We start from the raw sequence: 21890 nt of genomic DNA, 5'->3' as shown, positions 1-21890 counted from the left end.
GATTTTCGTCATATCAAGAAATGTTATAAAGATTTGTGTGCTTTTTTTGAAGTTATAATGCGCTAATGATTACCTGTTTTTATATAAATAAAAACAATAAGTAAACTGTAGGAACTAGTTAATAACACATATTTTTTTCAATTACCAATCTTGCCAATAAATAACTTATGGTGCTTTCAGCACCTTGGTTAAGGTTGACTTGATGCTCTTCCAGTCCATCATAACAGCCACCAGTTACAGGATTGTAAATGATTTGGTATAAATGATTTTCGCCCAAAAACCAATTAAAAGCAGTTTTCATCTTATCTAGATATGCGTTGTCATTATCTATACTAAAAAAGGTATTTAAGGCTAGAATGGTATAGGCTACTTCAATAGGTTGTTCACCAAAATGGTTTTTATCTTTTCCTTTATGGTGCCAACCTCTGTTAGAAATTACTTTTATTTCTTCGCCATCAAGCGTGGTTTTCAATAAAAAATTAAAGGTTTTATGAGCAATGTCTTTAAATAGTTCATTATTGGTACACTCTCCAGCAAGCAACATCGCCTCTGGAATTACCGCATTGGCATAGGTAAGACTACGATTTTAAATTTTAATGTTTTTAATAATAACAACAAATAACAAAATAAGGGTTGTTATAGTTAAACCTATTAAAACAAATCTCATTATTCTGTATTTTAAAAAGATTGATTCCATTGAGGGTTTTTGTTTTTTATACATTACTTAAACGATAATCAATTACTTGTTTTAACTAACAGTATATTAATACTGTTATTCACCTAAAATGCAATACGATGTATCAAGTAATATTTAAAGATTATTAATAAAGCAAAGGTGGTGCATAAGTACTCTGGAATCCTTATATAAAATGTTTTAATCCTTACATAATCTACAGATATATTTTTGGATATGTTCTTTTAAGTGGGCCTCTTTTATAAACCTACTTCTCTTACTTTATCTCCAATTAAACACCATACAAAATGATATTTATATTAGTTTGCATATATGGGAGTTTGATATTTTTAACTAATAAAATTAAGAATTTCTAATAACCAATTATACTAATTAGAAATGCGATATCTAATTAAAGAACAAAAAAAGCAGACTTAAAAGCCTGCTTCTTAACTAATGTCAAATTAGATTATTCATTTGAATTTTTCTAACTAACAAACTAACCAACTAACCAACCAATTGATTAACAGTTGTAAAGATAATTAGGAAATTATAAATTTTGTTACACAGTTTTTGGATAGATTTACATATTTGACTGATTTTATTTATGCGAAAAAACATCTATTTAATAATTATATTTAAATTTTGGCCAAGTTTCAGTTTCATCAATTACAATTGTCTTGACCACAAGCTTGGTGAATAGTCTTAAAATACTAATGCAAATTTACTCGATTGCACCACTTGATGATTGGATTTATAGAATCCCTGTATCTGATGCAAGAAACAAAAAAAAAAGCAACTTGCATCAGCAAATTACTTTTATGTTGTCGGGATGACAGGATTGATATGAATGAGTTTCAAATAATTGAAAGTCAATATATTAAATATTGAATCACAGATGTAGGACACCTTTTTAGACACCTAATTACAGTTTTTAAAGCTTTCAACCATAAATGTAAACTAAATAAACCTAAAGTAGCCTAAAATAATTTTTTTTATAATGCTTTTGTGGTTTTTTTAAAATGAACCACTGAATACTGAAACAAGGCATGCAAATTGATTTGAATAGACCTATTTAAAATGGTTTATGATATTTAAGATTAGTAGTTATTTTGAATATAGGTTTCTAAACTGATAAAAGAAACGCTCTAAAAGCCTTAAATCCTCAGTGATGATATCTGCCGTTCCCTGCATTTCTTGTTTGAATTCAATGTGCTTACCAAAAGATGTTTTCAGTCCTTTAGATATTTTAACTTCTACAATATAGGTGCCGCCATCATCTGAAACACTAGAGATTTGGTGAACAGATCCTCTTAAAACACCAAACTCATATTCCGGATAATCATTTAATCTTAGATTAACACGTTGTCCTATTTTTATCTTTCCTGCATTCGTTTTAGGTGTTTTTACTTTAGCTATGTAGTAAGGTATATCGTTCGGGGAAATGGTAAATACTAGATCTCCTTTGGATACTGTTTGGTTTGTATTCCAAAACTCTAAAAAGGACAATGTTCCACTAGCTTTTGACTTTAAGACATAATGTAATTCCCAATCCCTAACCGCCCTTTTAAGTTGCCTGTAAGAATGAAACATCTGTTTTAGCAATTGGTTTTCTCCCTGATGTTTATCAAATCCAATACCTTTGGAGCTGCTTTTGGCATTATTCAATGTTTCCTTTAATTGTGAGATCAAAAGTTTTAGGTTTTCATTTTCTCTCAAAGCTGCATAATAAGTAATTTCTTTGCTTTCATAGGTTTGTTGGGCTATAATTCCCTTTTGCAATAAGGTTTTGTTCCGGCTCAAATCATTTTTTATAATATCAAGTTCTTTGTTATTTATACTATGCTGAATCCTAATATTATCCAAACGATTGCTCAATTCTAATATTGAAGATTTATTAGCCTGTATTTTGTTATTAAATGGCTGAAAATCCCTATTCATTACATACTGAAAATAATGGTTTTCAAAAGATGAAAACTGAGTTTCCATATCTCCTAAAAACAGTATGGGCAGTTGTTCAAATGGAAAAATGATGTTATCTTGATTTATTAAAATCGTATCGAGAAAAGATTTTAAAAGCAATACATCTTGATTATCTGCATTGTTTTCTAAAATAGCCAATATCGTGTTCTCACTTATGTGCATTTTATCTGAAACTAAAATTGTATCAATTTTAGCATCTACTTTTGCATATATTTTTTGTGGCGGTATCTCAGTGGTTAAATATGCTTGGGCATTAATTACATCAGGGTACTTAATAAACCAGGAAAGTACGATAATCAAAATTATTAGTGTTAAAAATAGTACACTTCCCCAACGTATCAATTTTGATGGCACTTTATTTAAAATGTCATTGACATCTTCACTCCGAAGTGCTAATTTCTTTTTTGGGTTTTCCATTTTTTTAAGTTCCTAATTCCAATTGGTTTTTAACCAAATGGTAATAACATCCCTTTAGAGTTGATAAATAATTATGGTTCCCTACTTCCTTAATTTTTCCATCCTCTAGAACAATAATTTGATCTGCGTGCTTTACAGTGCTCAGGCGATGTGCTACTATAACAACCGTTTTATTTTGAAAAAATGCCCCTAGGTTTTCCATTATTATCTTTTCATTATTGGCATCCAAAGCAGACGTGGCTTCATCAAAGAATAGATAGTCTGGGTTTTTGTATATGGCTCTGGCAATTAAAATACGTTGCTTTTGACCGGTGCTTAGCCCCATACCTTCAGCGCCAATCACAGTATTATATGATAATGGCAGTGATTCAATAAAATCTTTAATATTGGCTAGTTTGACGGCCATGTGTAATTTATTTGAATTAGTATCTTCGCCAGTCATACTGATGTTTCTTGCTATGGTATTGCTAAAAATATGTCCTTCCTGCATAACCACACCACAATGATCTCTCCAACAGTCATATGAAACCGCCTGAAGTGTGGTGTTTCCAACTAATATCTTTCCATTAACTGGTTCATAAAATTTTAACAGCAATTTCATTAATGTCGTTTTACCACTTCCGCTAGAACCTACAATAGCTGTGACTTTATTATGGGGAATAGTTAAATTCAGATTTTTTAACGTCGGGGCTTCCACCCCTTGATATCTAAATGCGACCTCTTTCAAAACTATATCTGATTTTTCATTAATATCTAAAACACGGTTAACGACACTATTTTCATCATCTTTAGAATGGATTTCAGAAAGTCGCTCTATGGATATTTTAGCATCTTGGAAGTCACTCAAAAAATCGATTAATTGTAATAATGGACTATTTAGTTGTCCTACGATATAACTTATCGCTAACATCATCCCTAATGTTATTTGCCCTTCGATGACCAATTTAGCAGCTAAAACGGTTATTAGAATGTTTTTTAACTCATTAATAAACCCTGATCCAATATCTTGATATTGATCCCATTTCATTCGGGTTATGGATATTTTAAACAATTTTGCTTGGATGTGTTCCCAATCCCAACGAAACTGTTGTTCTGCATTATGCAATTTAATATCCTGCATACCATTTATAAGTTCAATGACCTTACTCCTTTCTTTAGAGGTTTCTAAAAATTCTCTGTAGTCTATTACTTTGCGTTTTTTAAGAAATAAGAGAATCCAACTGAAGTATAACAGACTCCCTAAAAGAAAAACTACAAATATTGATATGTTATAATAGATTAAAACCAGTCCAAACACTAACAGATTCACCAATGAAAACAATACTTGGAGGGATGAGGATGTTAGTAATTTCTCAATACGTTCATGATCTCTCATACGTTGTAAAATATCACCCGTAAGTCGGGTATCAAAAAAAGCAATTGGCAAATTCATCAACTTGATGAAAAAGTCAGAAAGCATGGATATATTAATGCGCTTACTTAAATGCAATAAAACCCAACTTCTTATAAGTTCAATGGCTGTCCTACCGATAAACAAAAATAATTGTGCTAACAATACCAAATACACAAAGTTTATATCTTGGTTTTTAATTCCCACATCAACTATGCTTTGAGTTAAAAACGGAAAAATAAGTTGTAAAATGCTACCCGCTATTAGCCCAAAGACTAATTGCCATATGAAAGGTTTATATGGTATTAGATATTTAGCTACGAAAGAGATATTTAATGCTTGTTTTTTATATTCCGAACTGTTTGAATGAAAATTAAATGTTGGTTCTAAGAGAAGAATAACGCCTTCTTCTAAATTTTCCTTGGCGTTATTTCCTATCCAATGTTCTAAAAACGTTGATTTTTTATACCTTATAAGTCCTAGTGAAGGATCAGAGATAAAGCATACCTCTTTTTTGATTTTATAAAGCACCACAAAATGATTTTTATTCCAATGCAATATACACGGCAGTGGTACTTGGTTTAATTGTCCAAAATCAATTTTTGCAGGCAAGGATTTTAATTCAATAGCTTCTGCAGCTCTTGCCAAAAACTTAAGATTACTCCCTGTTCTCGTTGTCTCTGAATAGTTTCGTAGCACATTTATTGAAATATTCTTGCCATAGTATTTTGCAATAATTTTTAAGCAGGTCGCTCCACAATCTTTAGTATCTACTTGTTTAAAATTTGGAAACACCTTTATTATATTACTTTAAACTGTGATTGGTCTGCCAAAAGGCAAAGGCAAATACTCTGGAATATTCTTGTATACGCTCTTCCATGGTATCGCCACCATCATGGCCAGCATCGTATATAACATCCAAAAAAACAGGAAGCCCAGAGGTTGAATAGGCTTGTAATTTAGCTGCAAATTTTCCAGGAATCCAGGGATCAATTCGAGCATCATAGAAACTTGATATAATTAAAGAGGCAGGGTAATCGACATTGGGTTTTAAGTTAACATAAGGATCCATTTTAATAAGAGCCATACACTCCAAAGAATCTTTTACAGAACCATATTCAAGATAGTTGGATGCATTATTGGTACGTGCTTCGCTGCGCAATGGATTTAGCATGGGTACAACAGCTACAAAGACCTTAAACAAATCTGGGCGCTCCACAATAGCCATGCCTGTAGAAACTGTGCCAGCACTGCTACTGTATAAAACTGTTTTTCCTTTGGAAGTGAATTTATTTTCTATTAGATATTCTGTACAAGCAATAATGTCTCTCCATGAATTCGATTTGGTTGATTTCATACCTTGCTTATGCCAAGAATCACCCTTTTCTCCGCCCCCTCTTATATGGGGTACAGCAAATACACCTCCATTTTGTACCCAATTTAAAAAAATAGGTGAAAAATAGGGAGCGATAGTTTCTCCATAAGCGCCATAAGTATATATAAATGTTGGATTTAATCCGTTCATCTTTATATCTTTTCTATAAATTAAAGACATAGGTACTTGAACACCGTCATGCGATAAAACTTGAATTTCTTTCACTTCTAGTTCATCAAATTCAGGATAGTTTTGATGACTGGACAAAGGGTCAAGTTTAAATTGAGAATCCTTAAAAATAAATCTTTTATAATCAATAGTCCATCCATCGATACCAATATACAAATTGGGACTTTCATTAGAACTGCTATAAAGGTGGATAGCTCCTGAAGTGTAAGGCAACTTTAGTTTCGATTCCTCCCCTTCTTTGTATTCATACAAAAAGGCCTCTACTCCAAATTTAGAAGTTGTATAATATAATTTGTTGTTCGCAGCATATAACGATGTAATTACTTCATCTTTTTTTTCAGGAACCAATTGCTTTGTCGTTGAAGTTGCCTTGGACTTTATATTAAAACTGGAAACGCATCGATTATCAGCATCTTTTCCAGAGACGAAGACAAATTCATCTCCCATAAAATAACCATAATCAGCATAAATCTTATCTTCTGTTGAATAAAACGGTTTCCAAATAATTTCATCTTTATTCAGATCACTAATGTTCGCATAATAAGCCGACCAATAATTTTCCACCGAAGCTTTATAACCAATTATATACTCATCATTATTTGAAAGCACCTTTGCTATGGGAATATCTTCCTTTGTTATTCCTTTATCTGACCGCGATGAAAAAACAATATGTCGTTTATCTGGATCATCTCCTAATTTATGCATCACTGTGCTTGAATTCAACATATAATTTCCCTCATTTGAATCCAATACTGGAATATATAAGTACAAAAAACCACTTGAATCTGGAAGCCATGAAACACCTAGATAGGTGTCCGGGGCTGCATTGGTTATTATTTCTGGAAGTAATTTTTTTGTCCTCATATCTATAATCACCAAACTAGAACCTTTAAGTCCATCATACCCTAAAGAAACCAATACATAGCCCCCTTCCCAAGATGGTTGTATATAATTGATGGTGTATTCTCGATTTAGGTCCTTTTGAAATGTTCTTGGATCAAACAGTTCAATGTCATCAGAATCTATATTTTCTTTATAAAAAAGTTTCTCAACATCACCTTTGTTGCTTCCTTTAAGAAAAAAACTTCTTCCATTTTTTGTGGATTTTACATTAGAAATAAGTTGGTGTTCGTTTGAGTAATAGGATCTAATCTGACCTGCAATCAACACTTGATTTTCTAACTCTCCTAAAAACTTTTCAGCATGATCATCCTGATCCCTGAACCAATTTATGACTGTGGAGTCATGAAGATTTTCCAAATGGCGGTATTCGTCCTCTATTGTGACGCTATAATAGTTATCCTTTACAGCATATTTAACCATATGAGGATAATTCAGAAAAGCTTTAATATTTTCCTTTCTATCACATTTTAAAATGATAATACCTAATAATACTAGGCAAACATATTTCATATATATCAGATTTTAATCCTAAAAAAACACTTTGAATAAGGTTTTTTTAGGATTAGTTTGGAAATCACCTTCTCTCTGATGTTCTAATCTTATCTCGATCAATGGGACCATCTCCACCCCCGATTATAGCCTCTGGATTTTTAATTTTCTTATTTGAAAACTTGCTTAGACTCTTTGCTTTTTTCTCTGTTTTTGATTTCATAATTAAAAGTTTTTATGGATTAATAACTTTTATAAAAGTAAAAAAGCGTGTTATTCAAACCACAGGTTTATACACGTCATTTATAAATAACGTGTATTTTTTTTTACATCTTTTCCTTTCTTAGCTCATCAAGAAAATAAGATGGCTTTACTCCTGTTTTTTCTCTAAATGCTTTAGAAAATGATTCTGCAGTAGAAAAGCCGAATTCATCCGCTAGCCCATTCATGGAGTATTTCAGCAATTCTCTGTTTTTTTTGATTTCATTAATGGCATTGATTATTCTCATATTTTTTAAATAAGTTGCGAAATTAATTTGTTTGACTTGATTTATAATGCTTGACAAATAAGATGAATTCGTGTTAAACTCCTTTGCAAGAGAATGAAGGGTTATATCTTTTGATAGGTATCCTTTAGATTTTTCGAAAGATGATAGTTGCTCCAAAATATCATTAATGGTGTCTTTTGACATTTCTATGGAACTAGTCTTTGTATCTTTAAATATTACTTCCGTATTTTCAATAACATCTGTTTGCAATAATTTATGTAGCCTATCTTTTAGTTTTTGTTGACGTTTAAAGTAAATGAAAAGTAATATTGATATTATAAGGATGGAAAGAACGATATATAACCACAATTGTTGCTCCTTCATGGCTAATTTTCTTGTTAAGTTGGCTTTTACTTTTTTAAATTGGGGAATATCATAATCCAGTCGCATTTTTTCATTTACGCTGTTATAATTTAAGTCCAAAATACTGTCAACCGCTAATAATTGATTTAAATAATACAACTGCTTTTCATTTTCACCTCGTTTTTTTGAATATTTGTACAGTTCATTATAAACATCTTTTAATTCAGGAAACGGATCTCCTAGGCTTTGATGGATCGAATCTATTTTTTTAAAATACTTTTCAGCCAATAAATGATTGTATTTATATTGGTACATTTTAGCCATCATATAATAACTGTCAGCAAGAACTATATCGGAGTATTTTGGTGAAAATTTCAAAAGAGAGTCTAATGTGTTGGGGTACTTTTTCAAATAAAAATTAGCCGTGGCATGAACCTTTCCCAAATCGTAATAAGAGATCAAATCCTGTGCCTCATGAGCATTTTTCATGGCATTTTTAACAATAAACAATGCAGAATCTGGTTCGTTATTTCTAATTAGAGAAAGCGAAAAATTCCTAGCAAGCTCGATATATTCAAAATACAAATCATCCATATAGTTTGGTGATTGTATGATCTCGAAATAATTCGACCTGTACATACCCAAAGCTTCTTCATGTTGACCCCAAACATTTTTAATAGCGGCAATCCCTAAAACAGATTCAATTTGTAAAGGTTCAAATTGCTTCTTTATCGCCCAGTCATTGGCTATTATATAATTATCCAAAGCTTTGACAAAATCTGAATTTTTATAGTATAATTGTGCTTTGAGTAAATATCCATTGGTTGGATAAGCTTGATGATCACTATTTTTTGTTATATCAATTATAGAATCACAATATGCCAAATCTTTATTCAAATTTTCCCAAGTTATAAATGAATAATAGGCACGTGCTATTTCTAAATGGTTATTCTCGTTTTTGGCTTTTTTAAGATGATAATTTCTATAAGCACTTAAAGAAATGCTATTATTACTTTGGATGGCATTATCCGATAAATTATTTAACTGTTCATAAGTTTTGTTTTGGAGTGTATCACTTTTTAAGAAATAGTTCTTTTCTTGGGATGTCCCAATTAAAGCCACAAGAAAAAATAATAAATTTTTAAAAAAAATAGATAAAAATGGATGGTATGAATCTACACTATGAATTTCCAGCATTATTAAAAGTTAATTGTAGAAAAAGCAAATCGTTGTTTTTCAACTTATTAATTACAATAAAGTTAATAATTTTTAATTAAAATATTATTTTCACCACAAAAATTAAGTTTTATTCCTACTTTAATAAACTTAATGTTTAACACAGATTTGTTTACTTAAGACATGGGATTATCATGATTATAATAAGTTAAAGAAGTCTTGAACTTCATTTAGCTTGCTGTCTTGTGAAGTGAATATCAATTTGGTTAAATTTTAAAGTTATATCTATTATGTCAATAACTCGGAATTTACAAATTCACTATTTAAGATTATAAGGATTTATAAATTACTACACTCTTTGTTTTTTTGGTTGGTATTTAATGCCTTATTTTAAAAAGGCGCACAAAAGGCTACATAACATTTCAAAAATGGATTATTCCTCACTATCGCATAATTTAAGCTTGCAACTACAACAAATGGAGTTGTCCGATATGAAGCGTATAGAAAAATCAAGTCAATCGATTATATTATGCAGACATTTGCTTGCTAAGTTCAGGACTTCAATAGTTTCACACAAATTTGATTCTAACGCAAAAGAAATCGAGTTTTTTAAATTCTCTAAACAAATACCACTCTCGAACCTAATCTACTACACAGAACTATTCGCCTTTGAAAGCGAATTTCCAAAAGGGGGCAAAACCATTCAAATTGATTTTATCAATGAAAAAATCAATAGGTTGAATTCGTTTTTTGTGCATCATATGAATTTTGCCAATTACATTACGCTCGGGAATACACATTTTGATAACCAATACTTTGTTCGTCAAACCACTTTCAATGTACATGTAATCGATTCAGAAGCTTACTTTTTTGATATGGATTTCAACACATCACACGATTTGCTTTTAGGAAAATTCCATGCTTATAAACGACTCATCACGTATCTAGAACACCTCATAGATAGCAATAATAAACCAATGTCAATCTCACATAGCAAGCTAAAATGGACAGCATCCCAGTCCGCATTTACTGAGCTAACCTATGCGCTTTATCATAGTGATATTATTAATGAAGGTAAAGTTGGTATAAAAGAAATCGCAACAGCTCTACAGCAGGTTTTCAATATGCAACATATTGATTTTTATAGAATATATTCTGAAATAAAATCCCGAAAAAAAAGCCGCACCAAATTCTTGGACGACCTATCTTCAAGGCTTATCCAAGAAATGGATAACCAAGACGGCTAATCCAACTTTTAAAATACCACAAAGACCTTATTAGGTAAAATTTAAAATTAGATGATTTTTTAGTTTACCAATCAGATTTTAGTGATTTTATGTGAATAAAAAGCTACGTTTTCATATGTATTTGCTTTAAAACCCTGCTCAAATTATAAATGTTAAAATTTGACCTTATTAGGTGACTACTTGTGATGAAAGAATGAAAGATTGCAACAGTTTTGTAAAACGAAAGCCAATTTGTAGCAAAACCGTCAACGCTTAATTTTAATTTCCGACGGTTTTGCTTTTTTAAAATCACTAGAAGATGCCTGCAAACATAATTACAACAGAAGATTTGAGAGCGTTTAAGTTAGAACTCCTTGCGGATATTAAAAAACTTCTAAATAATTCATCTAAAGGCACACCAAAGAAATGGATAAAATCATCAGATGTTAAAAAGATGATGGGTATTTCTCAAGGAACACTGCAAACATTTCGCGATAATGGCACGTTGCCCTTCTCTAGAATAGGTGGTGTTATTTACTACGACCATCAGGAGATTTCAACCTTGTTTGAACAAAATAAAATCTCCAAATAAGTTTTGAATCATGTCAATTACATAAAACACCTTAATTCTGTGTTTCAGCAATTTATAAAAGATAGTCGTTTAAACCCCACGCATGTAAGCTTATATATGTCACTGTTCCAATACTGGAACTTAAGTCGTTTTCCCAAAGAATTCTTTATAAATCGGGAAGAAATAATGCAGTTATCCAAGATTGGCTCGTATGCAACTTATCATCGATGCCTTAGAGCACTCGATGCCTGGAAATATATCAAATATTTACCATCCCATAATCCTTATAAAGGGAGTCGGGTGAAGATGCTCATTTTTGATACAACTCCTGAACAAGTTGTGAACAAGCTTGAAACAAGTAGTGTACAAGCAATAGTACCTAATATAAACATTAATAAACAAATAGAAAACAGTATTAAAACTAAGCTACCTAAAAATGAAAATGAAGTTTTAGATTTTTTTATAAAAAAAGGATGGACTGTTATTGAAGGTAAAAAATTCTATAATCATTATACTTCTATTGGATGGAAACTAGGTGGTAAAATAAAAATTGTCAACTGGCACGCAACAGCTGAAAATTGGATGCTGAAAGCAAACGATATAGAAAAGGTTGAAGCAGTGTCTCAAAACAAGGACAACCTTAAAACCACTAAAATCAAAGATTATGGTCAACCCCTCTAAAATAACCGAAGGTGGTGTAGAATTTTCCATTGGTACATTCGATGGAAAAGCTGTTACCTATGATTTTGGGAAAATACTAATTTATCTGGATGCTAAAGGAAAACTACTCTTTGGTAAGCATTTTAAAATATACGAAGAAGACCATAACGTCATTATGAAACTTTGCCATTATTTTATAAAAGACATTGAGAACTGCGAACGACATGATATCGATCCAAACAAAGGCATCTTACTTTCTGGTCCAGTTGGTTGTGGCAAAACCAGTTTGATGCGACTTTTAAAATTCATTGTCCCACATCAACGTCCATACATTGTAGTACCTTCTCGTAACATCGTTTTCGGGTTTAACCATATTGGCTACAAAACCATTGAAGATTATGGCAACGGTCAGTTTTTTTGTTTTGATGATTTGGGTGTTGAACCCATTGGCAGACATTATGGAAAAGATTGCAATGTCATGGGAGAAATACTCTTATCCCGATATGAAATTTTCCTAAAACACAACATAAAAACACATGCCACAACGAACTTGAATGCCGAGGAATTGGAAGATCTGTACGGAAATAGGGTACGGAGTAGAATGCGCCAATTATTCAACCTCATTGCCTTTGACAAGCACACAAATGATAAACGAAAATAAAACCAAAACATCATGAAAATAGCAACTTTTAACATCCAGAATTTATTCCATCGGGATAAAAGCTTATTAGAAAAACCTTTCGGAAAAAATTTAACCGATTGGATAAACGAGCTTGATGATTTAATGCGAAAACCATCCATTTCTTTAGTAGATCAAACCCGTATTAGGGAACTCTCTTTTTTAACAGGTTTTGAAAAATCCAGTCCGCGACCTTATGCTGTTTTGCGTAGAAAAGCAGGTTTTTTATATATGAAAGGCTTAAACTATTCCACCGATTCCAAGGCCAGTGACCTCACAAAATGGAATGGTTGGATAGAATTGCAAACCACTCCAATTAGACCTGAAGCTACTGATAACAAAGCATGCGTTATTGCAGCTGTTAATCCGGATATATTATTGCTTCAAGAAATTGAAGATAGAGCGTCTTTGGAAGAATTCAACCAATTGATTTTGCCAAAATTTAATTGCAAACCTTATGCACAATCTTTTGTTGTACAAAGTGATACACTTAAAGGTTTGGAATTGGGTATTTTACTCCGTAAAGATTACAAACTAGTTTCAATAAAAATACATCCCATAAATTGCCTTGTTGAATACGAAGTTTTAACTCCAACTAATTTAACCATTCATATTTTATCAACCCAGTTACAAAAACAAACAAAAGACAAGGATTATACGGATGCTATAAGAAAAAAACAAGCAAGCTACATTGCAAACATCTACCAGGAAAGGATAGCTGAAGATAAAACCAATATCATAGTTGCAGGAACACTTAATGCACCGTCCTATTGCGATTCTTTATCGCCATTAATTCAAAAAACCAATTTAAAAGACATTACTAAACACTTGTCTTTTGAGGTTGAGTGTGATGCTGGAAATGATGCTACTTACCATAGGTTAGGAGCGTATAGAAAAGGGGTTAACATCAAGCAAAAAGATTATATGTTACTTTCTCCTGCCCTATTTGAAACCATGAAAGATAGTGGCTTAAACCGAAAAGCCGTGTGGCCAGAAAAGCGACCGCAATGGTCTGTTTATAAATCTGTAACTAATAAAAATGTTGCTGCTAGTGAGCATCCTTTGGTTTGGGGGGAAAATTAAAGTTTAATTAAATATTCATATTTATTAAAAAGAAACATGTAAATTTATTAGAAATATTCTTACCAAATTGTAATATTTATTTTTTATAAAAAAGTTATAGTTTTTAAGAAATATATTACATATTTTTATGGTATTATGAAAAAAGTATTTAAAATTCTATCAATAGATGGTGGTGGCATAAAAGGTTTATACTCCGCATCAATATTAAAAAAATTTGAAGAAAAATTTAATTGTAAAACTAGTGATCATTTTGATATGATTTGTGGTACTTCAACTGGTGGTTTAATAGCCTTGGCTTTATCTTTAAAAATATCAGCAAAAAATATCTGTGAATTTTATGAAAATAAAGGAGAACTAATTTTCCCAAAGCATAAAAAGAGAAAAATTCCATTTTTTGGCACAATCGATTATGGGTTTTTAAAACAGATTGCAAAAGGGGGAAAGTATTCTGACAAAGGATTAAAAGAAGCATTGATTGAAATTTTTGGAAAAAAACAAATAAAAGATTGTTCCAATTTGTTATGCATACCCAGTTATTCTATAACAGAAGCTAAACCAAAAGTATTTAAGTTTGATCATTTAAAAGGGAAACTATCAAGAGATAATGAAGCTCCAATCATAGACATTGCTTTAGCAACAACTGCAGCACCAACATATTTTCCAATAGCAGAATCCGAATTTTACGATAACGAACAGTTTATTGATGGGGGAGTTTGGGCCAATAATCCAGCCCTGGTTGGTTTATTAGAGGCTCTAAATTATTTTGTTGGAAATAGTGAAAGTAAAGAATATGATTCTATTGAAATACTATCTCTGAGTAGTCTTACAATTACTGGAGGCAAAAAAATTGGCTTAAAACGAGAGCGGTCATTTAAAGATTGGGGAGCTGATTTATTTGAAACTTCAATGAATGGTCAAAGTTATTTTACAGATTTTTTCTTATCCAAAATAACAGAGATATATAATGTAGATATAAAATATATTAGAATTCCAAGTGTTTCAATTGCAACTGAACAAGAAAGTTTAATCCAACTTGATGTCGCTAATAAGCAGGCATATAATTTAATGAAAATAAAAGCAAAAGATCAGGCACTGATATTTGAGAAAAAAGAAGAAATAGAAAGATTATTTACAACAAAAAAAACATTTATAATAAGATAAATTATGGCTGATTTACATGAAACTTTTACAGAATTTAATAGAATAATTGCATTAAGTTCAACAAAAAAGAATGAGTTGAGAACTTCTAGAAATTCAATAAGAAAAGATATTGAAACTTATTTTGATAAAAACAGAGATAAACATACTGTAAAGTTTAAAGGACAAGGTTCTTTTGCTATGAATACTACAATTTTACCAATAAGTGGAGAATATGATGTTGATGATGGAGTTTATATTTTTGGAAAGGAAGAAGATAAACCAACACCTAATACTGCTCATAATTGGATTTTCAAAGCGGTTGAAAATCGTACAAATCAAGAAACAATTGATAAAAACACTTGTGTTAGAGTTCAGTATGCTAAAAGCTATCATGTTGATTTGCCTATTTACTATAAAACAACTGATACTGATAACGAGAATTTCTTTGATAGTGAAGATATTCCAGAACTTGCTCATAAAACTAAAGGATGGATAGAAAGTGATCCCTATGCCTTCAAAAAATGGTTTGATGAAAAAGCGAAGGATAAAAATCAATTAAAGAGAATAGTGCGTTATTTAAAGGCTTGGACAGATAATAAAAGTCACTTGAACCTCCCGAGTGGTATGGTGTTCACAATTCTTGCAGTTAATAATTATGTTTCAAAGGATAGAGACGATGAATCATTTTTAGAAACTTTACAAGGAATTCAAAAATCTATAGATGACACAAGACATATCTGGGCAAAATACGAATGTTATAGACCTACTGTTGACACTTTAGAAAACTTATTAGACAAGTATTCATCCGAAACGAGAAAAAAAGATTTTCTTGATGCTTTAAACAGTTTAATAACTTCTGGAAAACAAGCTGTCGAAGTAAAAAGTAAAAAAGACGCTTGTGCAAAATGGCAAAAACATATAGGAGATAGGTTTCCTTGCTCTAGTATTAATGAAAAGGATGAAGATGTGGCTAAAGCATTCGCATCTCCGGACCAATTGCGATATGATAATAAATCTGCTTAATGATTGATTACGGATTACTTTTAAAAGAATTTAGCAAAATTGAAATCTGTAAAAATTTAGAATGTGAGGAATTAAAAGCACTCGATTATAAATTTTTTAAAGAAAGTATTGTTTGGGAGATTGAGACAGAAATAACATTTAACCATAAAAATGTTGATGTTAAATTATATCTGAACTTTCCAAACGATTTCCCTTTTGTAACGCCCAAGATCTTTATTAGTAAGGAAAGCTATCATAATTTAAAATACATTCCTCACATAAACGAGGATTTAAGTATTTGTGTTTTTGATGAAGGGCTGAATTTGATTTTGCCGAAAACTAATTTTGTTGTTTTTATTGAGTTAATAGTTTCAAAAGCAAAAAAGATAATTCGTGACGCCGAAGATATTGAGTATCGAAAAAAAGAATTTAAAAAAGAATTTAAAGCATATTGGGAACTGGCTTATTCTAAAACTGATGTTATATTAAATTTAGGATTTCATACTATTAATAATAGCAGTGATGAAGAAATAAAAGGTATAAAATTTACAAATAATTACCTTTCAAATTATGAGTACTTTATCAGTAATAATGCTAATGATTTTAAAAAAATCAAAGAGTATGCAAAAGAATACAAATGCAATTTCAAAGAAATTGGCATATTGATTATTGAAAATAATTTTATTGAACCCCCATTTGAATTAACTTTTACAGAAACTTTAACAATTATAAAAAAAGATAATATTAACTACAATAAATTTAAAGATTTATGTAGAAGTAATGATTTTGATAGTGTTTTAGTGATTTTTACAAATAATAGCAATTCATCTAACGAATACTATGGATGGACATATAAAAATTTAGAGATTTTGTCTAGAAAAAAAGGAGGGCCTAGAAAAATCAATTCAAAAATAGATCATTTATCCAATCTCATTAATAAAAAAAAATATGCAACAAGAATAACGTTTGACAACTTAAGTCTAGATAGATTACAATTAAGAACAACAGGATACATAGAATCTCAAAAAAGCTTAGTAATCAGCGGTTTAGGAAGTATTGGTTCTAATCTTATTTTCTTCTTAAAAAACTTGCCTATCAACAAATTCAACCTAATTGATAAGGAAATTTTATCATCAGAAAATATTAATAGACATTTATCAGGATTTTCATTTTTGAAAAATAACAAAGTTGATGCAATAAAATATGAATTAAAAAACTCTAACCCTTTAATTGAAGTAGAAGTCAGAAAAAAATCGGTAACAACAATTATCCAAAACGAGGTAAACTTTATAAATGATTGTGATTTTCATATTGTAGCCATTGGCAAAACAATGATTGAGGAATTTATACTAAAAGCTTCAATTGAAGAAAAATTAACGAGGCCATTATTTATTTTTTGGGTAGAACCTTTTTTAGCAAGTGGACAGATGTTATTCATAATGCCAAATGATGCACAGAGGGCTTTAGGTTTAATTAAAAAAGAAAATTACCCTTATAGCGTTTTATCAAACTCAGAAAAACAACATGACAAAACATATTTGATTGAAGGAAGTTGTCAAACGGGTTATTTTCCATATTCGGCTTCATATTTAATTCAATTTCTTTCAACCATTTTTCCATATATAAAGGGACATATTGTCAATAACGATAACGTTTCGAAAGTTTATTCTTGGATTGGAAATAAAGAATTACTAAATAGTAAGGGATTAGTAATTACAGATTTTGCCAATGATAATAATTTATATGACCTAGTAATAAATGATTTATGATAGAATTTAAGTTAGGAAATTTATCTATCAAAATATCCGAAGAAGTATTCGAAAAAATGAAGTCATTTATTCAAGATGAAAACCACAAGCCAGAAGCTGGCGGAATTCTAATTGGTTATTATTTAGAAGATAATAATTATTCAATTATTGATTCTTCTTCACCTAGTAGATTTGACAAATCAAGTAGATATAATTTTACTAGATCTAAAAAGAATTCGCAAAAAATAATTAATAAAAATTTTAAAGACAGTAAAGGAAAGAAAATATATTTAGGTGAATGGCACACTCATCCCGAAGATTATCCTACTCCCTCTTGTCTTGATAAGAAATCGATTTTAGAACAAATAAGAGGCAATATTCTTAATTCTAAGATAATTTTTATGCTTATTTTAGGCAGAAAAGGTATTTATATTTCATATGCAGACAAGAATGAAATAAAGGCTTTTAAAAATATTAATTTCATTAATCTCTGAATTTATTTTTATTAAAAGAATTTATTAATTGAATTAATTTTAGTAACTCTATAGCTATTACGTTTTGCCCTTCTTTAGAAATTAAGGCTCTATTCTCATCCCAATTACTCAAAAACCCTAACTCTACTAAAAAAGCTGGACAATAATTTATAGTTTCTCGCAAAACCTGAAAATTTCCAAACTTAACCCCTCTACTTTCAAATCCAAGCTTGGTTTTCATTTGCTTTTGTAAAGCATAAGCCAACAGCACAGATTCTTTTAAAAAGTTACCCCCTTTTGCATTAACATAAACTTCTACACCCCTGGCCTTTAGGTTCTCAGACTTATTACAATGCAAAGAAATAAACAAATCCGCTTTTAGTGTTTTTGCTAATCGTGTCCTGTCCGATAATGATATTAATGTGTCTTCATAGCGTGTTAAATAGATTTCAAAATCACTTTTGGTATTTGCATTTAATCGAACCATCTCCTTTGCTATACTTAACACAATATCCTTTTCTTGTATGCCATTAATGCCTTCAGCTCCAGAATCGATTCCTCCATGCCCAGGATCAATAACCACAACTTTTTTGCCTTCAATATTTTGGCAATTGAGAGATAAAACCATGAGATATAAACTCATGGTCAATAGTATTTTATAAAATGGTTTCAAAGTGCTTATCTTGATAGTTGTTTGAACAAAATTCAAGAAATCAATCGCAACATTAAGAATCTTCCAAAGTTTAACAGGAAGTTGCGTTAAAGTTTAGTTTTTTTCTTCCATAAGCTTCAATTCATAATAGATTTCGCAAAAGTCTTAGCAGACGGCGAAGTATGACGTACTGCACGGATACTAAAAATTTAAAATCTATTCCTTATGAAAAAATCAATTCTACTATTAACTTTTCTGTTATTACTATCTGCACCAAGCTTCGCGCAAATTGGAGGTATTGAAGACTCCGTAAATGATGTTTCAGACACCATTAGAACCATTTTCCCAATCATCTTGGGCGTTATTTTCCTAATTGGGTTTCTATTTAATGCTGGTCACTTTTTTGGTGAGAACGCTGACCTTAAAAAAGGCATTACACGTGTATTAGTATTTGTACTCATAGCAGGTGCGGTAGTAGGCATTTTCACTTACTTGATAAGCATCGTGGTATAATGACCCTCATCGAGGGCTTTATTGAAATAGCTTTATGAAGAAATACGAAATCTATAAAAACATAAGAAAACAGGCGATTATTTTTGGATTGCCTATTTCACTGTTTGCTCTTATGATGATTGCCATTGTAGCATCACTTTTGGTTATCATCTTCTCGTTCAGCTTTATAGTTGTTATTGGTGTTTTAATATGCAATGCAACACTTTATATAGCATTAACAAAGTTTGCCCACAATCCACAACTACTTCAAGTTGCTAAAGTTTTTCCTAAAATAATCAGCAATAAAAAATCAACAACTTATGAATAAAATAAATCTGCTGTCATATTACCCTATTGTAGATATTCAAGAACATGTTGTTTTTGCTAATAATGGCAATGTTGTTTTATGCTTTAAAGGTTCGTTACCAGAAATATATTCCCTTTCAGAAAAAGATTTTGAAGATATGCATGGTGCCTGGTTTCAAGCCATTAAATCACTACCAACTGGGTGTGTGGTTCACAAACAAGATGTTTACTTAAAAAAGAAATATACTTCGGAACAATTACCCAACAAAAGCTTCTTAGAAAAAGCAACACATCAGCATTTTAAAGGTCGTGAATTTATGGAGCATCAATGCTACTTGTTCTTCATTCTAACCAAGAACAACGCTCTAAATAATAGTAAATATGAAAATCCTTTTAGAAAAGTATCAAAAAGTATTGTTCAAGAAATGGATGATACCATAAACACTTTTATAAGCTCTGTAAGTGATTCTGTTTCTTTTATAAATAACAGTCGGAAAATGACTTTTACTCCCATGGATGCCGTTGGTATTCACACATTAACAAATAACTTTTTTAACGGTTTTAATCATGGCTTTGATACTGACATTCTTTTGGAAAAAAATAGCACCAATATTGGAGAACATTATTTTGACGTACTTTCAGTCAATAGCGAATTATGTTTTGGGGAGAGTGTCCAAACTAGCAAAACGAACGAAAAGTTTACTTCAGACGATTTTGTGTTTCATCAAGGGTTTATAGATGGTATGGGTTTAACACTGAATGAAAACCATATTGTGAACCAAATTATCTATTTAGACGATAGACAAAAATGGCGTAAACAACTAGACAAGAAAGTTGAAGAATTAAACAAGAGTTCCAATTTTGGGTCGCAGAATAAAGTGGTGCTGAAAAAAATTCAGCATATACTCGACCAAATTAATGCAGATGATAAAGCACGAGTTATTCGAGGTCATCTCAATATTATCTACTGGGACAAAAAACCAGAAAATTTAGAGCACATTGGTTCTAAAATCAAGACTGAGTTTAAGGAATTGGATATCATCCCCTATTACCCTCGCGGTGAAGAACGTAAAAATTATATTCTAAATAGTTATTTCTGTTTCTCATCCAATTTCTCAAATGATGATTTATATGTGACTGATTTAAAACACGCCCTATGTTTATTAATCAACAATAGCAATTATAAGTCTGATAAAACGGGTATTATTTTTAATGATAGAGAACACAACATTCCTGTTTTAAAGGATGTTTGGGACGAACAAAAGAAACGTATTAAAGCTAGAAATTTTGCCATTTTCGCACCTACTGGGGAAGGAAAATCCTTTTTAGCCAACAACATTCTGCGTCAATATTTTGAAAGTGGTGTGCGCTTGGTAATTATTGATCTAGGTGGTTCTTATACCAAATTTGCAAAATTATACCCTGAGCAATACACCGTTTTACGTTATGAAAGTGGCAAGAATTTAGGCATCAACCCTTTTTACATTGGCAACCTAAATGACCTCACTCCGGAACGTCTTGAAGATTTATCTGTGTTTCTTTTTGAATTATTTGCTTCCGATTTAAAAGTAACAAAAGCACAATCTGTTTCGGTAAAGAAAATATTACGCCATTACTATCACCAAATACCTGAAGCTTATTCACTAAATAGTTTTTATGAGTTTATTGAAACGAATAAAGACAGCCTTTTAGAGCAATTAAAAATCCATGAGGATTATTTCAATATTACCAACTTTCTGCACATTATGTCTGAATATGTTGGTGATGGCTTGTACAGTTTTCTTTTTGAAGTAAGTGAAGACCAAACTTATAAAATTGAAGACAAACGCTTAATTGTTTTTGAGTTGGATGAAGTTAAGGACAATAAAGAGATATTGTCTGTCATGTTAAAACTCATAAAATCTGCCATCCAACGTACCATTTGGAAAAACAGAGCTGAAAAGGGCATCATCTTATTTGATGAGTTTGCTAAACAATTAAAGTTCGAAAATGTATTGGAAAGTGTAGAATTCTATTATCAAGCTATTAGAAAACAAAATGGTGCAATTGGCATCATACTGCAATCTATCAACCAATTACCCAATAATTCGACATCTGCAAGCATACTTGAAAACACGCAAGTTATTTACAGCCTTAATAATGAAAAAGGTTACCATGAACTTCAAAACCGATTGAATCTCTCCAGCCATGATTTAAACCAATTAAAATCCATTAAGAACAACTTAACTGGACCACGTAAGTACACTGAAATGTTTATCAAAATTGGCAAAGAGAGCAACATTTTCCGGTTGGAAGTACCCAAAAAAGTTTATGCTGCTTACCTCACTGATGGTAAGGAAAATGAAGACATCATGCAACTCTATGAAAAACATCAAAACATGGAAAAAGCAATCACTGAATACACATCTTAAA

The 21890-nt window shown here is 31.0% G+C and carries 18 protein-coding genes; 12 read left to right on the top strand and 6 right to left on the bottom strand.

Annotation, left to right across the window (positions count from 1 at the left end; all coding sequences use genetic code 11):
• Positions 1-118 precede the first annotated feature (118 nt).
• The 5 genes from CDH50_RS13605 to CDH50_RS13585 all read right to left on the bottom strand — a co-directional run bounded on the left by CDH50_RS13605 (position 119) and on the right by CDH50_RS13585 (position 9467).
• Positions 119-544, bottom strand: a complete 426-nt coding sequence (locus CDH50_RS13605; RefSeq protein ID WP_100612838.1) for a hypothetical protein — start codon at positions 542-544, stop codon at positions 119-121.
• Between the two features lie 1236 nt (positions 545-1780).
• Positions 1781-3073: an HlyD family secretion protein gene (locus CDH50_RS13600; protein WP_100612837.1), complete on the bottom strand. Its 1293-nt coding sequence runs from the start codon at positions 3071-3073 to the stop codon at positions 1781-1783.
• A gap of 4 nt (positions 3074-3077) precedes the next feature.
• Entirely contained in the window at positions 3078-5264 is a 2187-nt protein-coding gene (locus CDH50_RS13595) for a peptidase domain-containing ABC transporter (RefSeq protein WP_100612836.1), read from the bottom strand.
• A 4-nt stretch (positions 5265-5268) separates the two neighbouring features.
• The gene (locus CDH50_RS13590) at positions 5269-7440 is read right to left on the bottom strand and encodes a prolyl oligopeptidase family serine peptidase (protein WP_100612835.1); all 2172 of its coding nucleotides are present in this window, start codon (positions 7438-7440) and stop codon (positions 5269-5271) included.
• A gap of 305 nt (positions 7441-7745) precedes the next feature.
• Positions 7746-9467 carry a helix-turn-helix domain-containing protein gene (locus CDH50_RS13585; RefSeq protein WP_100612834.1) on the bottom strand — a complete coding sequence of 574 codons (1722 nt, stop codon included), beginning with the start codon at positions 9465-9467 and terminating at the stop codon, positions 7746-7748.
• A 407-nt stretch (positions 9468-9874) separates the two neighbouring features.
• Here CDH50_RS13585 and CDH50_RS13580 point away from each other — a divergent pair, with 407 nt between their 5' ends.
• From CDH50_RS13580 to CDH50_RS13540, 9 genes are all read left to right on the top strand, one after another.
• Entirely contained in the window at positions 9875-10693 is an 819-nt protein-coding gene (locus CDH50_RS13580) for an RteC domain-containing protein (RefSeq protein ID WP_157804997.1), read from the top strand.
• A 298-nt stretch (positions 10694-10991) separates the two neighbouring features.
• Complete coding sequence (locus tag CDH50_RS13575; protein ID WP_100612832.1) at positions 10992-11264, top strand: helix-turn-helix domain-containing protein; 273 nt, start codon at positions 10992-10994, stop codon at positions 11262-11264.
• A gap of 39 nt (positions 11265-11303) precedes the next feature.
• On the top strand, positions 11304-11924 hold the full coding sequence (locus CDH50_RS13570; protein ID WP_232732017.1) for a hypothetical protein: 621 nt from the start codon (positions 11304-11306) through the stop codon (positions 11922-11924).
• The gene (locus tag CDH50_RS13565; protein WP_100612830.1) at positions 11908-12564 is read left to right on the top strand and encodes a P-loop NTPase family protein; all 657 of its coding nucleotides are present in this window, start codon (positions 11908-11910) and stop codon (positions 12562-12564) included. The genes CDH50_RS13570 and CDH50_RS13565 overlap by 17 nt, the downstream gene beginning before the upstream one ends.
• A gap of 12 nt (positions 12565-12576) precedes the next feature.
• Positions 12577-13665 carry an exonuclease/endonuclease/phosphatase family protein gene (locus CDH50_RS13560; RefSeq protein ID WP_100612829.1) on the top strand — a complete coding sequence of 363 codons (1089 nt, stop codon included), beginning with the start codon at positions 12577-12579 and terminating at the stop codon, positions 13663-13665.
• 135 nt (positions 13666-13800) lie between these two features.
• Positions 13801-14826 (top strand): CBASS cGAMP-activated phospholipase, encoded by a 1026-nt coding sequence (locus CDH50_RS13555; protein ID WP_100612828.1) that lies wholly within the window; start codon positions 13801-13803, stop codon positions 14824-14826.
• A gap of 3 nt (positions 14827-14829) precedes the next feature.
• Positions 14830-15828, top strand: a complete 999-nt coding sequence (locus tag CDH50_RS13550) for a CBASS cGAMP synthase (protein ID WP_100612827.1) — start codon at positions 14830-14832, stop codon at positions 15826-15828.
• Entirely contained in the window at positions 15828-17576 is a 1749-nt protein-coding gene (locus tag CDH50_RS13545; RefSeq protein WP_100612826.1) for a ThiF family adenylyltransferase, read from the top strand. Before CDH50_RS13550 ends, CDH50_RS13545 begins: the two co-directional genes overlap by 1 nt.
• Positions 17573-18049 carry a Mov34/MPN/PAD-1 family protein gene (locus CDH50_RS13540; RefSeq protein ID WP_100612825.1) on the top strand — a complete coding sequence of 159 codons (477 nt, stop codon included), beginning with the start codon at positions 17573-17575 and terminating at the stop codon, positions 18047-18049. Before CDH50_RS13545 ends, CDH50_RS13540 begins: the two co-directional genes overlap by 4 nt.
• Here the strand turns inward: CDH50_RS13540 and CDH50_RS13535 are convergent.
• Positions 18039-18671, bottom strand: coding sequence for an N-acetylmuramoyl-L-alanine amidase family protein (locus tag CDH50_RS13535; protein WP_100612824.1), 633 nt, complete (start codon positions 18669-18671; stop codon positions 18039-18041). The genes CDH50_RS13540 and CDH50_RS13535 overlap by 11 nt on opposite strands.
• A 234-nt stretch (positions 18672-18905) precedes the next feature.
• Between CDH50_RS13535 and CDH50_RS13530 the strand changes: the two genes are divergently transcribed.
• The 3 genes from CDH50_RS13530 to CDH50_RS13520 are packed head-to-tail and all read left to right on the top strand — an operon-like array spanning position 18906 to position 21889.
• Positions 18906-19193, top strand: a complete 288-nt coding sequence (locus tag CDH50_RS13530) for a hypothetical protein (protein WP_100612823.1) — start codon at positions 18906-18908, stop codon at positions 19191-19193.
• Between the two features lie 34 nt (positions 19194-19227).
• The gene (locus CDH50_RS13525; protein ID WP_100612822.1) at positions 19228-19500 is read left to right on the top strand and encodes a hypothetical protein; all 273 of its coding nucleotides are present in this window, start codon (positions 19228-19230) and stop codon (positions 19498-19500) included.
• Positions 19493-21889 (top strand): TraG family conjugative transposon ATPase, encoded by a 2397-nt coding sequence (locus CDH50_RS13520; RefSeq protein WP_100612821.1) that lies wholly within the window; start codon positions 19493-19495, stop codon positions 21887-21889. The genes CDH50_RS13525 and CDH50_RS13520 overlap by 8 nt, the downstream gene beginning before the upstream one ends.
• The last annotated feature ends 1 nt before the right edge of the window (position 21890 follow it).

The organism is Confluentibacter lentus, assembly GCF_002806995.1.
In the GTDB taxonomy this organism is placed as follows: Bacteria; Bacteroidota; Bacteroidia; order Flavobacteriales; family Flavobacteriaceae; genus Confluentibacter; species Confluentibacter lentus.
Note: the sequence above shows the minus strand (reverse complement) of the source record. Positions and strands in the feature narration are given on the sequence as shown.

What these genes read in the sequence shown, in the direction of transcription:
- CDH50_RS13605 (WP_100612838.1), bottom strand. Translation starts at nt 544, where the DNA reads ATGTTGCTTGCTGGAGAGTGTACCAATAATGAACTATTTAAAGACATT.
- CDH50_RS13600 (WP_100612837.1), bottom strand. Translation starts at nt 3,073, where the DNA reads ATGGAAAACCCAAAAAAGAAATTAGCACTTCGGAGTGAAGATGTCAAT.
- CDH50_RS13590 (WP_100612835.1), bottom strand. Translation starts at nt 7,440, where the DNA reads ATGAAATATGTTTGCCTAGTATTATTAGGTATTATCATTTTAAAATGT.
- CDH50_RS13585 (WP_100612834.1), bottom strand. Translation starts at nt 9,467, where the DNA reads ATGCTGGAAATTCATAGTGTAGATTCATACCATCCATTTTTATCTATT.
- CDH50_RS13580 (WP_157804997.1), top strand. Translation starts at nt 9,875, where the DNA reads ATGGATTATTCCTCACTATCGCATAATTTAAGCTTGCAACTACAACAA.
- CDH50_RS13575 (WP_100612832.1), top strand. Translation starts at nt 10,992, where the DNA reads ATGCCTGCAAACATAATTACAACAGAAGATTTGAGAGCGTTTAAGTTA.
- CDH50_RS13565 (WP_100612830.1), top strand. Translation starts at nt 11,908, where the DNA reads ATGGTCAACCCCTCTAAAATAACCGAAGGTGGTGTAGAATTTTCCATT.
- CDH50_RS13560 (WP_100612829.1), top strand. Translation starts at nt 12,577, where the DNA reads ATGAAAATAGCAACTTTTAACATCCAGAATTTATTCCATCGGGATAAA.
- CDH50_RS13555 (WP_100612828.1), top strand. Translation starts at nt 13,801, where the DNA reads ATGAAAAAAGTATTTAAAATTCTATCAATAGATGGTGGTGGCATAAAA.
- CDH50_RS13550 (WP_100612827.1), top strand. Translation starts at nt 14,830, where the DNA reads ATGGCTGATTTACATGAAACTTTTACAGAATTTAATAGAATAATTGCA.
- CDH50_RS13545 (WP_100612826.1), top strand. Translation starts at nt 15,828, where the DNA reads ATGATTGATTACGGATTACTTTTAAAAGAATTTAGCAAAATTGAAATC.
- CDH50_RS13540 (WP_100612825.1), top strand. Translation starts at nt 17,573, where the DNA reads ATGATAGAATTTAAGTTAGGAAATTTATCTATCAAAATATCCGAAGAA.
- CDH50_RS13535 (WP_100612824.1), bottom strand. Translation starts at nt 18,671, where the DNA reads ATGAGTTTATATCTCATGGTTTTATCTCTCAATTGCCAAAATATTGAA.
- CDH50_RS13530 (WP_100612823.1), top strand. Translation starts at nt 18,906, where the DNA reads ATGAAAAAATCAATTCTACTATTAACTTTTCTGTTATTACTATCTGCA.
- CDH50_RS13525 (WP_100612822.1), top strand. Translation starts at nt 19,228, where the DNA reads ATGAAGAAATACGAAATCTATAAAAACATAAGAAAACAGGCGATTATT.
- CDH50_RS13520 (WP_100612821.1), top strand. Translation starts at nt 19,493, where the DNA reads ATGAATAAAATAAATCTGCTGTCATATTACCCTATTGTAGATATTCAA.